At 66.0% G+C, this 13570-nt stretch carries 8 protein-coding genes; 4 read left to right on the top strand and 4 right to left on the bottom strand.

All coding sequences use genetic code 11. The features are described 5' to 3' along the window. Nucleotides 1-69: 69 nt before the first annotated feature. On the bottom strand, nucleotides 70-2214 hold the full coding sequence (gene glgB / locus IWX78_RS06580; RefSeq protein WP_442929219.1) for a 1,4-alpha-glucan branching protein GlgB: 2145 nt from the start codon (nucleotides 2212-2214) through the stop codon (nucleotides 70-72). Between the two features lie 137 nt (nucleotides 2215-2351). After that, nucleotides 2352-4418 (bottom strand): alpha-1,4-glucan--maltose-1-phosphate maltosyltransferase, encoded by a 2067-nt coding sequence (locus IWX78_RS06575; RefSeq protein ID WP_196832680.1) that lies wholly within the window; start codon nucleotides 4416-4418, stop codon nucleotides 2352-2354. Nucleotides 4419-4533: 115 nt separating this feature from the next. Here IWX78_RS06575 and glgP point away from each other — a divergent pair, with 115 nt between their 5' ends. Then, nucleotides 4534-7104 (top strand): alpha-glucan family phosphorylase, encoded by a 2571-nt coding sequence (gene glgP, locus IWX78_RS06570; protein WP_196832679.1) that lies wholly within the window; start codon nucleotides 4534-4536, stop codon nucleotides 7102-7104. Between the two features lie 7 nt (nucleotides 7105-7111). On the opposite strand, the gene ybaK is transcribed toward glgP, so the two are convergent. Beyond that, a complete protein-coding gene (ybaK, locus tag IWX78_RS06565) occupies nucleotides 7112-7600 on the bottom strand; it encodes a Cys-tRNA(Pro) deacylase (protein ID WP_196832678.1) in 489 nt (162 codons plus the stop codon). Nucleotides 7601-7602: 2 nt separating this feature from the next. Continuing rightward, nucleotides 7603-9657: a glycogen debranching protein GlgX gene (glgX, locus tag IWX78_RS06560; protein ID WP_196832677.1), complete on the bottom strand. Its 2055-nt coding sequence runs from the start codon at nucleotides 9655-9657 to the stop codon at nucleotides 7603-7605. A gap of 56 nt (nucleotides 9658-9713) precedes the next feature. On the opposite strand from glgX, the gene IWX78_RS06555 reads away from it, so the two are divergent. The 3 genes from IWX78_RS06555 to IWX78_RS06545 all read left to right on the top strand — a co-directional run bounded on the left by IWX78_RS06555 (nucleotide 9714) and on the right by IWX78_RS06545 (nucleotide 13483). After that, complete coding sequence (locus tag IWX78_RS06555; RefSeq protein WP_196832676.1) at nucleotides 9714-10934, top strand: cysteine desulfurase family protein; 1221 nt, start codon at nucleotides 9714-9716, stop codon at nucleotides 10932-10934. A gap of 44 nt (nucleotides 10935-10978) precedes the next feature. Beyond that, nucleotides 10979-12103 (top strand): tRNA 2-thiouridine(34) synthase MnmA, encoded by a 1125-nt coding sequence (mnmA, locus tag IWX78_RS06550; RefSeq protein ID WP_196832675.1) that lies wholly within the window; start codon nucleotides 10979-10981, stop codon nucleotides 12101-12103. A gap of 117 nt (nucleotides 12104-12220) precedes the next feature. Further along, nucleotides 12221-13483, top strand: a complete 1263-nt coding sequence (locus IWX78_RS06545; protein ID WP_334684590.1) for an MFS transporter — start codon at nucleotides 12221-12223, stop codon at nucleotides 13481-13483. Nucleotides 13484-13570 lie beyond the last annotated feature (87 nt).

Genomic DNA, 13570 nt, shown 5'->3' with positions numbered 1-13570 from the left:
TTCCGGTCGCGAGCACCCGATGTGACGGGTGTCCTCGAGCCGGAACGGGTGTTCTCGTGTTCCTGGAAGCTAGCGACGGAGGCGCAGCCAGAGAGCGCCGAGCGGCGGAAGGGTCAGTTCGGCTGACGCCGGGCGCCCCGCCCACGGCTCGTCGACCGCGACGACGGAACCGTAGTTGCCGACTCCTGACCCGCCGAACTCACCGGCATCCGTGTTGAGCAGCTCGTCCCACTCGCCGGCCTCGGGGAGGCCGATCCGGTAAGGACCAACCGGCGCGCCGGAGAAGTTGAACAGGGCGGCGATCGTGTTGCCGTCGTTGTCTTTCCGGAGGAACGAGAGAACACTGTGAGCCGAGTCACCGCCGTCGATCAGTTCGAACCCGGCCGGCTCGTTGTCGAGTGCCCACAATGCCGGGTTCTCGGCGTAGACGCGGTTGAGCTGGCCGACGAGGTTGAACAGCCCCTGGTGGCTGGGCTGGTCGAGGATCCACCAGTCCAGACCCCTGGCCTCTGACCACTCGGACGGCTGGCCGAACTCCTGACCCATGAAGAGCAGCTGCTTGCCGGGGTGAGCCCACATGAACGCAAGGAACACGCGCATGTTGGCAAGCTTCTGCCAGTGATCGCCGGGCATGCGCGAGAGCAGCGAGCCCTTGCCGTGCACGACCTCGTCGTGACTGATCGGCAGCAGGAAGTTCTCGCTGAACGCGTAGACGAAACTGAACGTCAGTTCGCCGTGGTGGTGGGAGCGATACATCGGGTCGTGCTGGATGTACTGGAGCGAGTCATGCATCCAGCCCATGTTCCATTTGATGCCGAAACCAAGCCCGCCGCCGGACGTAGCCGCGGTGACGCCCGGCCAGCTGGTGGATTCCTCCGCGATCATGACGACGCCGGGGTTGCGCTTGTATGCGGTCGCGTTCGCCTCCTGGAGCAGGCTGATGGCGTGCAGGTTCTCACGACCGCCGTGCTCGTTCGGGACCCACTGGTCGGCTTCCCTCGAGTAGTCCAGGTACAGCATCGAGGCGACAGCATCGACGCGCAAACCATCGACGTGGAACTCCTCGAGCCAGTACAGCGCGTTGGCGACCAGAAAGTTGCGCACCTGGCTGTCGCCGAAGTTGAAGATGTACGTGCCCCAGTCCTTGTGCTCACCGAGGCGGGGGTCCGAGTGCTCGTAGAGGGCCTGCCCGTCGAAGCGGGCGAGTGCCCATTCATCTGTGGCGAAGTGGCCGGGGACCCAGTCCATGAGCACACCGATTCCGGCCTGGTGCAGTCGGTCGATGAGGTACTTCAGGTCATCCGGGTGGCCGAACCGGTTGGTCGGGGCGAAGTAGCCGGTGATCTGATAACCCCACGACCCGCCGTACGGATGCTCCGCCAGCGGCATGAACTCGACATGGGTGAATCCCAGCGCCCGCACGTATTCGATCAGCGGGTCCGCGAGATCGCGGTAGCCCAGGCCTGGACGCCACGAACCGAGGTGCATCTCGTAGATGCTCATCGCGGAATTGTGCGGGTTGGTGGCTGCGCGGTGCTCCATCCACGCGGCATCCGCCCACTCGTGGCTGGAGCTGCCGACGACGGATGCCGTCGCAGGGGGAGTCTCGGTGAAGCGGGCCATCGGGTCCGAGCGACGGACCCAGGTGCCGTCCGCGCTGAGCAGCTCGAACTTGTACAACGTGCCAGAAGGCAGTGCAGGAACGAAGAGCTCCCACACACCGGTCGGGCCCATGTTCCTCATCGCGTGCAGGCGACCGTCCCAACCGTTGAACTCGCCGATGATCCGAACCGCCTGGGCGTGAGGAGCCCACACGGTAAATGATGTGCCCGCGACGGCCTTCTCGGTCGCCGTGTGCTCGGTGAGACGGGCACCGAGAGCCTTCCACAGCTCTTCGTGCCGTCCTTCGCCGATGAGGTGGAGGTCGAGCTCGCCGATCGTCGGTCCGAAACGGTACGGGTCGTCGGTGTTCCACACCACGTCGTCACCGTACTCAGCTTCGATCGCGTAGTCGGGGAACCCGGCAGTGTGCTCGCCCTCCCAGATGCCGTTGAACAAGTGGTGGAGTTCGACCCGCTGGCCGTCGCCGAGCACCGCGGTGACGGTCCGTGCGAGTGGTCGCAGGGTCCGAAGGACCGTCACGGAACCGGACGGATGCTGGCCGAGTACGGAATGGGGGTCGTAGTACGAGCCGGTGGAGACCGCATCGAGCACGTTCTCCGGTGGGGTGTCGCGAACCGCTGGTGCGCTCGCGGTCTTCGGCTCGGCCGCGGGCACTGCGATGTTCCTGTCTGGTGTCGTCGCTTCCGTCGCTGGGGTGGACGGAGTCGATGTGGGTGTGGTGGGGTCGGTCACGATGTGGCCTCCTGAACGTGGAAGATGTGCACCGGTTCGGTGAAGGCGTCGAGACGAACGAAGTTGTGTTCGCTCCACGGCCAGCTGGCGCCAGTGACGAGGTCGGTGACCTGATACGTGGCGCCCGGTGCGATACCGAATGCAGAACTGTCGATATGGACGGTGGTCTCGCGGACGGAATGCGGGTCGACATTCGCAACGACGAGGATGGTGTCTGCGACGCCGGTCGGGGTGAACTCGGCGGCGAGGTGCTTGCTGTAGACGAGGATCGCGTCGTCGTCGCTCGAGTGCAGCCGCAGGTTGCGCAGCTGACCGAGCGCCGGGTGTTCGCGACGGATCCGATTGAGCGTGCCGAGGTAGAGCGAAAGTGACCGGCCAGCGGCATCCGCAGCGGCGAAATCACGGGGTTTGAACTCGAACTTCTCGTTGTCGATGTTCTCCTCCGCGCCCGTTCGGGCGACGTTCTCGAACAGCTCGAACCCGGAGTAGACGCCCCAGACCGGTGCTGCCGTCGCCGCAAGCGCGGCACGGATCGTGTAGGCGGCTGGGCCGCCGAACTGCAGGTACTCGGTGAGGATGTCCGGCGTGTTGACGAACAGGTTCGGGCGCAGGAAGTCAGCGGTCTCGGTGCTGATGCTCGTGAAGAACTCCTCGAGCTCTTCCTTCGTGTTGCGCCAGGTGAAGTAGGTGTAGCTCTGCTGGAATCCCACGCGGGCGAGGGCCTGCATCATGGCCGGGCGGGTGAACGCCTCGGCCAGGAAGATGACGTCAGGATCCTCGGCGTTGACGGTGCCGATCAGCCACTCCCAGAACTCCACCGTCTTCGTGTGCGGGTTGTCGACCCGGAAGATCTTCACACCGAGCGAGATCCAGTGCCGCACGATGCGGAGGACTTCGGCACGGATGCCCTCGGGATCGTTGTCGAAGTTGACCGGGTAGATGTCCTGGTACTTCTTCGGCGGGTTCTCTGCGTACGCGATGGTGCCGTCGGGGAGAGTCGTGAACCACTCAGGGTGTTCGGTGACCCAGGGGTGATCAGGCGACGCCTGCAGCGCGAGGTCGATGGCGATCTCGATGTCGTTTTTCGCGGCCTCGCCGAGGAAGTAGCGGAAGTCCGCCTCCGTCCCGAGTTCGGGGTGGATGGCGTCGTGGCCGCCGTCAGCCGAGCCGATCGCCCAGGGTGAGCCCGGGTCGTGGGGCCCGGGGGTGAGGGTGTTGTTCGGGCCCTTGCGGAAGGTCGTCCCGATCGGGTGGATCGGCGGCAGGTAGACGACGTCGAAGCCCATCGCGGCGACCGGAGCGAGCCGCTTCGCTGCCGTCCGGAAGGTACCGGACTGCCAGGACCCGTCAGCACGTTTCTTCGCTCCCTCCGAACGGGGGAAGAACTCGTACCAGGAGCCGAGGCCCGCCCGGGTGCGCTCGACCCGGATCTCGGCGACATCGGACGAACTCGAGATCGTCGTCATCGGATGCTCGTACGCGATCTGGTGCAGACGGCGATCGTCGAGGACCGCCGCGCGGGTCTCGAGGGAGGCATCCGTTGCTGCGAGCGTCGTCGCCTGCTGCTCGAGGTAGGCGCGCTCGTCTGCTGGACGGTTCGACTCGCCAGCCGCACGCTGGAGCAACTGGGCACCGATCGTGAACATCAGCTCGACGTCGATCCCAGCGGGAATCTTGATGGATGCGTTGTGGTGCCAGGTCTCGAAGTCGTCCGAGTATGCACGGACCGTGAACCGCCAGATGCCTGGCGCATCCACTTGCGCGAGTGCTTCGTAGTCGTCGAGCCCGACGGTGATGAGCGACATCGGATGCCGCGTGGTCACGCCGGCAGGCGAGGTGAGCAGAAGCTCCACCCCGATGGCGTCGTGACCCTCGCGGAACGCCGTCGCACGGAACGGGATCACCTCCCCGACAAAACCGCGCGCCGGCCATCGGCCACATGACACGATCGGCGAGAGGCCGAGAACCGGGATCCTGCCGATACCGGGGGTCGTTCGAACGATGGACTCTGCGGGGGCGGCCTTGAGAGGTCCGGCCGCCTTGCTCGTTGCTTTCTTCGCCACAAGTCCGACCGTACCGCGAATCGGGGGCAAGGGTTGCTGGCTTGACCAAACTCCCCGTAGCCAATATGCGCCCGCCGTTGGTGGCTGCAGACCGCCCTCGCCTAGGCTGAACACCGTGAAGGCGATTAGACGATTTACGGTCCGGCCAGCGCTCCCTGAGCGGCTCTCGGCGCTCGAGCACCTCGTGGGAAACCTCAGGTGGGCCTGGCACGAACCCACGCAGGACCTGTTCTCCGACATCGCCCCGGATGCGTGGCGGGATTTCCAGCACGACCCGATCAGCCTGTTCGGGCAGATCAGTCAGGAACGCATCGACGAACTCGCGGCGGACGACGCCTTCGTCGACCGGGCGAATGCGCTTCGCGACGATCTCACCCGCTATCTGAACGAGCCGCGCTGGTACCAGCAGCTGGAGGGTGAGAAGCCCGAATCCATCGCCTACTTCTCGCCGGAGTTCGGTATCGCTGCCGCGCTTCCGCAGTATTCCGGCGGTCTCGGCATCCTCGCCGGCGACCATCTCAAGAGTGCGTCAGACCTCGGCGTCCCGCTCGTGGCCGTCGGACTGTTCTACCGCTCCGGATACTTCAGCCAGGCCCTCTCACCAGACGGCTGGCAGCAGGAGACCTACCCGGTGCTCGACCCGGACGGCCTCCCACTTCGTGTTCTCCGGCAGCCGGACGGCAGCCCGGTGATCGTCACCCTGTGCCTGCCCGACGACCAGGTTCTCAGCGCGCGGATCTGGCAGGGCAGGGTCGGTCGGGTGACGCTGCTCCTTCTTGACTCCGACATCCCGGAGAACACCGATGAGCTCTGTCACGTCACCGACCGCCTGTACGGCGGTGCGGAGGAACACCGGCTGCAGCAGGAGCTCCTGCTCGGAATCGGTGGTGTCCGGGCAATCGGAGCCTGGGCCGAACGCACCGGAGTGCGGCCGCCGCGGGTGTTCCACACCAATGAAGGCCACGCCGGATTCCTCGGTGTCGAACGGATCGGCGACCTCATCCGCGACGGGCTGAGCTTCACCGAAGCGTTGCAGGTGGTCAGAGCCGGCACGGTGTTCACGACCCACACGCCCGTGCCCGCCGGCATCGACCGCTTCGAATCCGCCCTGGTCCGTCGCTATTTCGAGACCGATCTGCTGCCGGCAGTGCCGGTCGACGACGTTCTCTCGCTCGGTCGCGAAGCGGGGAGTCCACCGGACGGCGCGTTCAACATGGCCGTCATGGGGCTGCGTCTCGGCCAGCGTGCCAACGGGGTCTCCCAGTTGCACGGCGAGGTCAGCCGACGGATGTTCAGTGACCTCTGGCCCGGATTCGATACCGAAGACGTTCCCATCGGTTCCGTCACAAACGGGGTGCATCCCGCCAGCTGGACGGCACCGCAGCTGACAGCGCTTGCGGCACGCACCCTCGGCACCACGGACACGGCCAACGCCGACTGGGCTTCACCTGCGGTGTCTGATGCCGAGCTGTGGTCGGTGCGCAACGACATGCGTGCCGAACTGGTCGCAGACGCGCGCCGTCGTCTCGAACGCGCGTGGCTGCAGCAGAATCCCGGGGGAGTCGCCCCCGAGTGGCTCCACTCGCTGCTCGATCCGCGGGTGCTCACCATCGGATTCGCGCGGCGGGTTCCGACGTACAAGCGGCTCACGCTGATGCTGCACGACACCGACCGGTTGCGTGGCATCCTGCTCCACCCTGACCGCCCCGTGCAGATCGTCATCGCCGGCAAATCACATCCCGCCGATATCGAGGGCAAGCGACTGATCCAGAAGATCGTGGAGTTCGCGAAAGACCCGCGGGTACGCGAGCGCATCGTCTTCCTCCCGAACTACGACATCGCCATGGCACAGAAGCTCTACCCTGGCACCGACGTCTGGCTGAACAACCCGCTCAGGCCCCTGGAAGCGTGTGGGACGTCCGGGATGAAAGCCGCCCTGAACGGCGTCCTCAACCTCTCCATTCTCGATGGCTGGTGGAACGAGTTCTTCGACGGTGACAACGGCTGGGCGATCCCCTCGGCGGCGACAGCCGATGCCGAGGAGCGCGACCGGCTCGAGGCGGAGTCGATGTACGACCTGATCGAACACCAGATCGCGCCACGCTTTTATGCCCGGGACTCCGATGGGCTCCCGACCGACTGGCTGCGAAGCATCCGTCACACGTTGTCGACGCTGTCGCCGCGACTCAGCGCAGACCGGATGGTTCGCGAGTACACCGAATCGCTCTATCTGCCGGCATACTCGAGCACCACGGTGCTGCGTGGTGACGGATACAAGCCGGCCAGGCGCCTCGCCGAGTGGAAGGCGCGGGTCACCGCTGCGTGGCCGGACGTCGCCATCGCGCACGTCGAGTCCGGCGGCCTCGACCTGACGCCGCAGGTGGGCGACGAACTTCACCTTCGTGCGACGGTGAGGCTGGGCAGCCTGAGTCCTGACGATGTGTCCGTGCAGGTCGTGTACGGTCTCAGCGGTGCGAACGGCGACGATCTCCGCGACGTGCAGAGCGCTGAACTCGAAGCCGAGATCCCTGACCCGGATGCCGACTCCGGCGACGGCGGCGACTGGCTGTTCTCCGGAACGGTGAGCCTCGGCCGCCCCGGTGGCTTCGGCTACAGCGTGCGGGTGGTTCCGAAGAACGCGCTGCTCGCCAGTCCGGCAGAGCTCGGCCTCATCGCCGTCGCCTGACGGTCGTTCAGCGCCTGGCGATCGCGGCGAGCGTCGCGCCGGTCACGGTGATGAGGTCGAGAGGCGACAGTTCGATGTCGAGGCCTCGCCGGCCTCCGGAGACGAAGACGCTGGCCCATGTCGTCGCTGACCCGTCGATCACCGTGCGCAGCCGGCTTCTCTGCCCGATCGGACTGATTCCACCGACCACATAGCCGGTCCGGCGTTCGGCCAGTGCGGGTTCCGCCATGGCCGCGCGTTTGCCGCCGACAGCCATCGCCAGCAGTTTGAGGTCCAGTTGTGCCGTCACCGGGACGACACCGACGACGAGCGTTCCGTCGACGTCGGCAAGAAGCGTCTTGAAGACGCGGTCGGCGTCGACCCCCAGAGCTTCGGCCGCCTCAAGACCGAAGCTCGCCGCAGCGGGGTCGTGCAGGTACGGATGTGGGGTGAAGCTGATGCCCGTAGCGGTGAGAGCGACGGTCGCCGGCGTCGATGCCGCGTTCTTTCTGGCCACGGTCAGTCTGCTGAGATCGCTCGGAACAACTGCATGGAGGTGGCCGCGACCTCGATCGTGTCGCCCGGGACGAACGTGGACACAGCTGTGAGCGGGGTCTCGTCGTCGCTTCGCCACAGAAGTTCATAGTGCGTGACCCCGTCGTGCAGGGGGAGGGTGACGGTCACGTCGGCCTCGACGCCGTGAACGATGAGCAGGATGCGGTTGAAGTCCTCGACCTCTGGTGTGCTTGCTGCGACGTACTGCAGTGTGCGGTTGCGCGCACTCGTCCAGTCGTCTTCACTCATCGTCGCGCCGGACTGGTCGTACCAGTCCATCTGGCTGGCGCTCGGCACTGTCTCGCCGGATCGGCCGAACCGCACCGGCCGCAGCGCCGGGTTCTCACGCCGCAACTCGGTCAGCCTGCGGGCATGGGCGAACAGGTTGTGCTGCCATTTGTCGACCGGGAAGCTGAGCCAGGTGAGTTCGGAATCGTGGCAGTACGCGTTGTTGTTGCCCCGCTGTGTCCGACCGTATTCGTCGCCGGCGGTGAGCATCGGCACGCCTGCGGAGAGCAGAAGGGTGCCGAGCAGGTTCCTCATCGCCTTTCGCCTGGTCGCGAGGATCGTCTCATCGCTGGTCGGGCCCTCGGCGCCGTGGTTGAACGACCGGTTGTTGTCGGTCCCGTCGCGGTTCGACTCGCCGTTTCCGACGTTGTGTTTGACGTCGTAGGAGACGATGTCGGCGAGGGTGAAGCCGTCGTGCGCGGTGATGAGGTTGACGGATGCCAGCGGCCCCCGCTCACCGGAGAACGTGTTGCTCGATCCGGCGAGCCGTGTCGCGAACCCGCCGATGCCCACGGGCGCCGTGCTTGCCCGCCTGGCGTAGTCGACATCCGACAACCAGAAATTTCTGGTGCGGTCGCGGTACCTGTCGTTCCAGTCGATCCAGCCGGTTGGGAAGTTGCCGGTCTGCCAGCCATCGATCCCGACGTCCCACGGCTCGGAGATCATCTTGACCCCGGCGAGTGTCGGGTCGGACACGATGGCGGAGAGGAGCTCGTGATTGCGATCGAACTCGTGCTCCGCGTTTCTGCCGAGTGTCACTGCGAGGTCGAACCGGAAACCGTCGATCTGGACCTCATTGGCCCAGTACCGAAGGGAATCCATCACGAGGCGCCGAGCGGCAGGGTGCGAGGTATCGAGGCTGTTACCACAGCCGGTGACGTCGATGTAGTCGCCGGTGGCCGTCTGTCGGTAGTAGGCGTCGTTGTCGATGCCACGCAGGCTCGTGGTCGGGCCGCCGCGGCCTTCCTCAGCCGTGTGGTTGTAGACCACATCGAGGATGACCTCGATTCCAGCCTCATGCAACAACCGGACCATGCCCTTGAACTCCCGCAGGATGGCGGCAGGGCCGGCGGACTGCGCGGCGCGCGACGCGTATGGGGCGTGCGGGGTGAAGAAGTTGAGGGTGTTGTAACCCCAGTAGTTGGTCAGACCCTGACGGATGAGGCGCTGTTCTGAGACGAAGGCGTGAACGGGAAGCAACTCGACGGCGGTGACACCGAGATCGTGGAGGTAACTGATCGACGCATCGTGGGCCAGGCCGGCGTAGCTTCCGCGCAACGTCTCGGGCACGTGGCGGTTGAGCTTGGAGATGCCTTTGGCATGGGCTTCGTAGATGACGGTCCGGTCGAGAGGAACAGCAGGTTTGGCAACATCGCCCCAGTCGAAGTCGGTGTCGACGACGGCGGATCGGTACTGGCCTGCTCCGACACGCACGAGCCCGCGCGCGTACGGGTCGATGAGGTCGCGCGTCGGGTTGAAGGCCGATGTCGGCGACGACGACCCTGACACCCGCACCGAGTAGCGGGTTCCAACGCGGAGGCTTCGCGACCGTCCGACCCAGACGTCGTCTGCGCCCCTCTTCATCTGGACCGTTTTAGTCACCCAGTGCGGGTCGGTGTCGTCGAAGATCACGAGTTCCATCTGGTCGGCACTCGCCGACCACACGCGCAGCTCGCCGCCGTGCGAGGTGACTCGGACACCGAGGTCGTGAAGGGAGTCGGTCGGAGTCATGCGTTCTAGAGTAGTGAGTGCGCACAGGGCGCGAGTACACAGGGCGGGAGAGCGGAATGGTCGTGTATCTGGACCATGCGGCAACGACCCCGATGCTCCTCGAAGCGATCGATGCGTACGCGCACGCTCTCGGAACCGTCGGGAATCCGGCATCCATTCACTCGCAGGGACAGTCCGCGAAACGGATGCTCGAGGAAGCACGCGAGGAGATCGCTGCCACCCTCGGTTGCGACCCGATCGAGGTCGTCCTCACGTCGGGTGGGACCGAGGCAGTGAACCTTGCCGTGAAGGGCATCTGGTGGTTCAGGAACCGGGGAGCTTCGAGGCCTGTCATCCTCGCCCCCGGCGGTGAGCACCACGCCACCATCGACACCCTCGAATGGCTCGAACAGCATGAGGGGGCCATCGTCGACTGGCTCCCGCTCGACGAGGACGGGCTCGTCCGTCCTGACGACGTGAGGGCTGCGCTCGCCCGTCACGGCGACAGTGTCGCTCTCGTCACCCTGCTCTGGGCCAACAACGAAGTGGGCAGCATCCAGCCCGTCCGTGAGATCAGTGCACACGCTGCAGCCGCCGGGGTCCCCGTTCACCTCGACGCCGTCGCCGCATACGGTTACCTCGAAACCGATTTCGCTGCCGTCCGCTCCGCCTCGGGGAGCTCCGGCGGATCGGGACTCGTCGCGATGAGCGTGTCTGCGCACAAGATCGGGGGACCGGTGGGAGTCGGAGCGCTCGTGCTCTCCCGCTCCGCCATCGTCGAACCGTTGCTGCACGGCGGCGGCCAGCAGCGCCAAGTGCGGTCAGGCACCCAGGACGTGGCCGGGGCTGTTGCGTTCGCCGTCGCAGCCACCCACGCCGCCAGAAACCGGGAGGCCGAGGCCGTGAGACTGGGCGGGTTGCGCGACCGGCTCATCGACGGCATCCGATCGTCTGTTCCTGCTGCGACGCTCAACGGACCGTCTGGCGCCGGCAGGTTGCCGGGTAACGTCCATGTGGCCGTCGCCGGCTGCGAGGGGGACTCGCTCCTGTTCCTCCTCGACATGGCCGGGGTTTCCGTGTCAACAGGGTCAGCCTGTCAGGCCGGCATCCCGGAACCGTCACACGTGCTCCGCGCCATGGGCAGGAGTGAGATCGAGGCCAGGGGAGCACTGCGGGTGACGCTCGGCCACACGACGACAGACGCCGACGTCGACGCACTGCTCTCCGCCCTTCCTGGCGCGTACGCGCAGGCGGCCAGGGCCGGTTTCGCCGACCGCAGCACCAGCCTCGGCGCCTGACGCCGCCAAGGCGGCGCTCAGAAACAGGCGCGTAGACTGCTCGGGTGAAGGTTTTAGCAGCAATGTCCGGCGGGGTCGACTCCGCAGTAGCCGCAGCGCGCGCAGTCGAAGCGGGTCACGACGTGGTCGGTGTGCACCTTGCCCTCAGCCGGATGCCCGGCACCCTCCGCACCGGCAGCCGGGGTTGCTGCACCATTGAGGACTCAATGGATGCGCAGCGCGCCGCCAACATCATCGGAATCCCGTACTACGTCTGGGACTTCTCCGAGCGGTTCAAACTCGACGTCGTCGACGACTTCATCGCCGAGTACGCCGCCGGCCGCACTCCGAACCCGTGCATGCGCTGCAACGAGAAGATCAAGTTCGCAGCCCTCCTCGAGAAGGCGATCGACCTCGGCTTCGATGCGGTCTGCACCGGGCACTACGCGACGATCCTGACGGATGCAGACGGCAACCGGGAACTGCACCGTGCCAGCGCCTGGGCCAAAGACCAGAGCTATGTCCTTGGCGTGCTCACCACCGAGCAGATCGCCCACTCCATGTTCCCGCTCGGGGCGACGCCGTCGAAGGCAGAGGTGCGGGCCGAAGCGGCCGAACGCGGATTCAGCGTCGCGAACAAACCCGACAGCCACGACATCTGCTTCATCCCTGACGGCGACACCCGTGGCTGGCTGGCCGAGCGTGTTGGAGCGGAGAAGGGCGAGATCCTCGACCGGACAGGTTCCGTCGTCGGCTCCCACGAGGGCGCCGCCGCGTTCACCGTCGGGCAGCGCCGCGGCCTGAACCTGGGTGTTCCTGACCCTGACGGACGCCCACGGTTTGTTCTCGAGGTCCGGCCGAAGACCAATGAGGTCGTCGTCGGTCCGAAGGAAGCCCTCGCCATCGCCGAGATCGCCGGCTCACGGTTCACCTGGGCCGGGCTGGCACCCGATCAGCCGGACCTCGCATTCGCCTGCGACGTGCAGATTCGTGCCCACGCGGATCCGGTCCCCGCCGTCGCCGTCGTCCAGCCGAACGCTGCAACCGGCGAACCCGAGCTGATGATCCGACCGGAGACGCCGCTCGACGGTGTCGCTCCCGGGCAGACCGCCGTCGTCTACGTCGGAACGCGTGTGCTCGGTCAGTGCACGATCGACCGCACCGTCAGCGCCGTGCCCGCTACCGCCTGATTCCACCCGCCGAATCCTCGCCAGTATGGCCTCACCGGCACGGCAGCAGGTCGCGGGCACGAACAGGGGGTATCACATTCACCCCTGCGGGCTGGTTGCTCGGGTATCTTGACTGGCGTGTCCACGACGACCCACAGCTCTTCCACACTCTCCGAACCCACGAGGCGTGTGCCGTCGCGCTGGATCGCCCTCTTCGCCGCAGCCTGGCTGGGGATCTGGATGGCTCAGCTCACACCGATCCAGCTGCTGCTGCCGTTGCAGGTCGACGCCGCCGTCTCGCCGGACGACTGGATCGACAGCGTCGTGACGTTCGGCCTCATCTCCGGCGCCGCCGGGGTGTGTGCCCTTGTGGTGTTCCCCCTCACCGGAGCGCTGTCCGACCGGACGACGTCGCGCTTCGGCCGTCGACGGCCGTGGATCGCAGCGGGCACAGCCCTGTTCGCTGTGTCGCTCGCGCTGCTCAGTTTTCAGAGTGACATCGTCGCGATCGGGGTGTTCTGGTGCTGCGCACTCTCGGGATTCTGCATGATGACCTCTGCACTCACCGCTGTGATCTCCGACCAGGTCCCGGTGAACCAGCGAGGGCTGGTGTCCGGCTGGATGAGCGCCCCACAGGCGATCGGGATCATCCTCGGTGTCGCGCTCGTCACCCTCCTCGGGCTGGGGCAGGTGATCGGCTACCTGCTCGTCTCGATCGCACTCGTCGCGCTGGTTCTCCCGTTCCTCCTGATGCTGCGCGACGAACCACTACCGGCATCCGGGCGGCGATCACTGACAGTGACTGCTTTCGTTTCGGGACTCTGGATCGATCCGAGAAAGCACCCCGACTTCGGCTGGACGCTCCTGGGCCGGGTCCTCGTGAACATCGGCAATGCCCTCGGTACGACGTTGCTGCTCTACTTTCTTCAGTACGGCTTGCGGGTCGAACACCCCGAAGACGACCTGCTCCTGCTCACACTCGTGTACATGCTCTTCGTCATCCTTGCCTCCGTCTTCCTCGGTCGGTTGTCCGACAAACTCGGCCGGCGGAAGAGCTTCGTGTTCGCTGCCGCAGCGGCGCAGGGACTTGCGGCGCTTGTTCTCGCATTCGTGCCCAGTTTCGGAGCCACCCTCGTCGCGGCCGGTCTGCTCGGTTTGGGCTACGGCTGCTTCCTGTCTGTCGATCAGGCACTGGCCACACAGGTGCTCCCGGCGCAGGAAGATCGGGGCAAGGATCTGGGCATCATGAACATTGCCACAGCGGTGCCGCAGGCGTTCGCGCCGCTTCTCGGCGCGTTCACTGTTGCAGCATCCGGAGGATTCACGGCGTTATTCGTCGCGGCCGGGATCGCAGCGATCCTCGGGGCCCTGGCGGTGGTGCCGATCCGATCGGTGCGCTGACCAGTGCAGGGCCGCACAACCCGTGTTGGCGGTCGGCTGTCAATGGCTCCGGGCGCTGTCGGTCGCTGTCCCTAGACTGGGCTGGTG

The organism is Mycetocola sp. CAN_C7 (assembly GCF_015752285.1).
GTDB lineage: Bacteria > Actinomycetota > Actinomycetes > Actinomycetales > Microbacteriaceae > Mycetocola_A.
Note: the sequence above shows the minus strand (reverse complement) of the source record. Positions and strands in the feature narration are given on the sequence as shown.

Excerpts from the sequence above, each read along its gene's own strand:
- glgX (WP_196832677.1), bottom strand. The coding sequence starts at position 9,657 with ATGACTCCGACCGACTCCCTTCACGACCTCGGTGTCCGAGTCACCTCG.
- IWX78_RS06555 (WP_196832676.1), top strand. The coding sequence starts at position 9,714 with ATGGTCGTGTATCTGGACCATGCGGCAACGACCCCGATGCTCCTCGAA.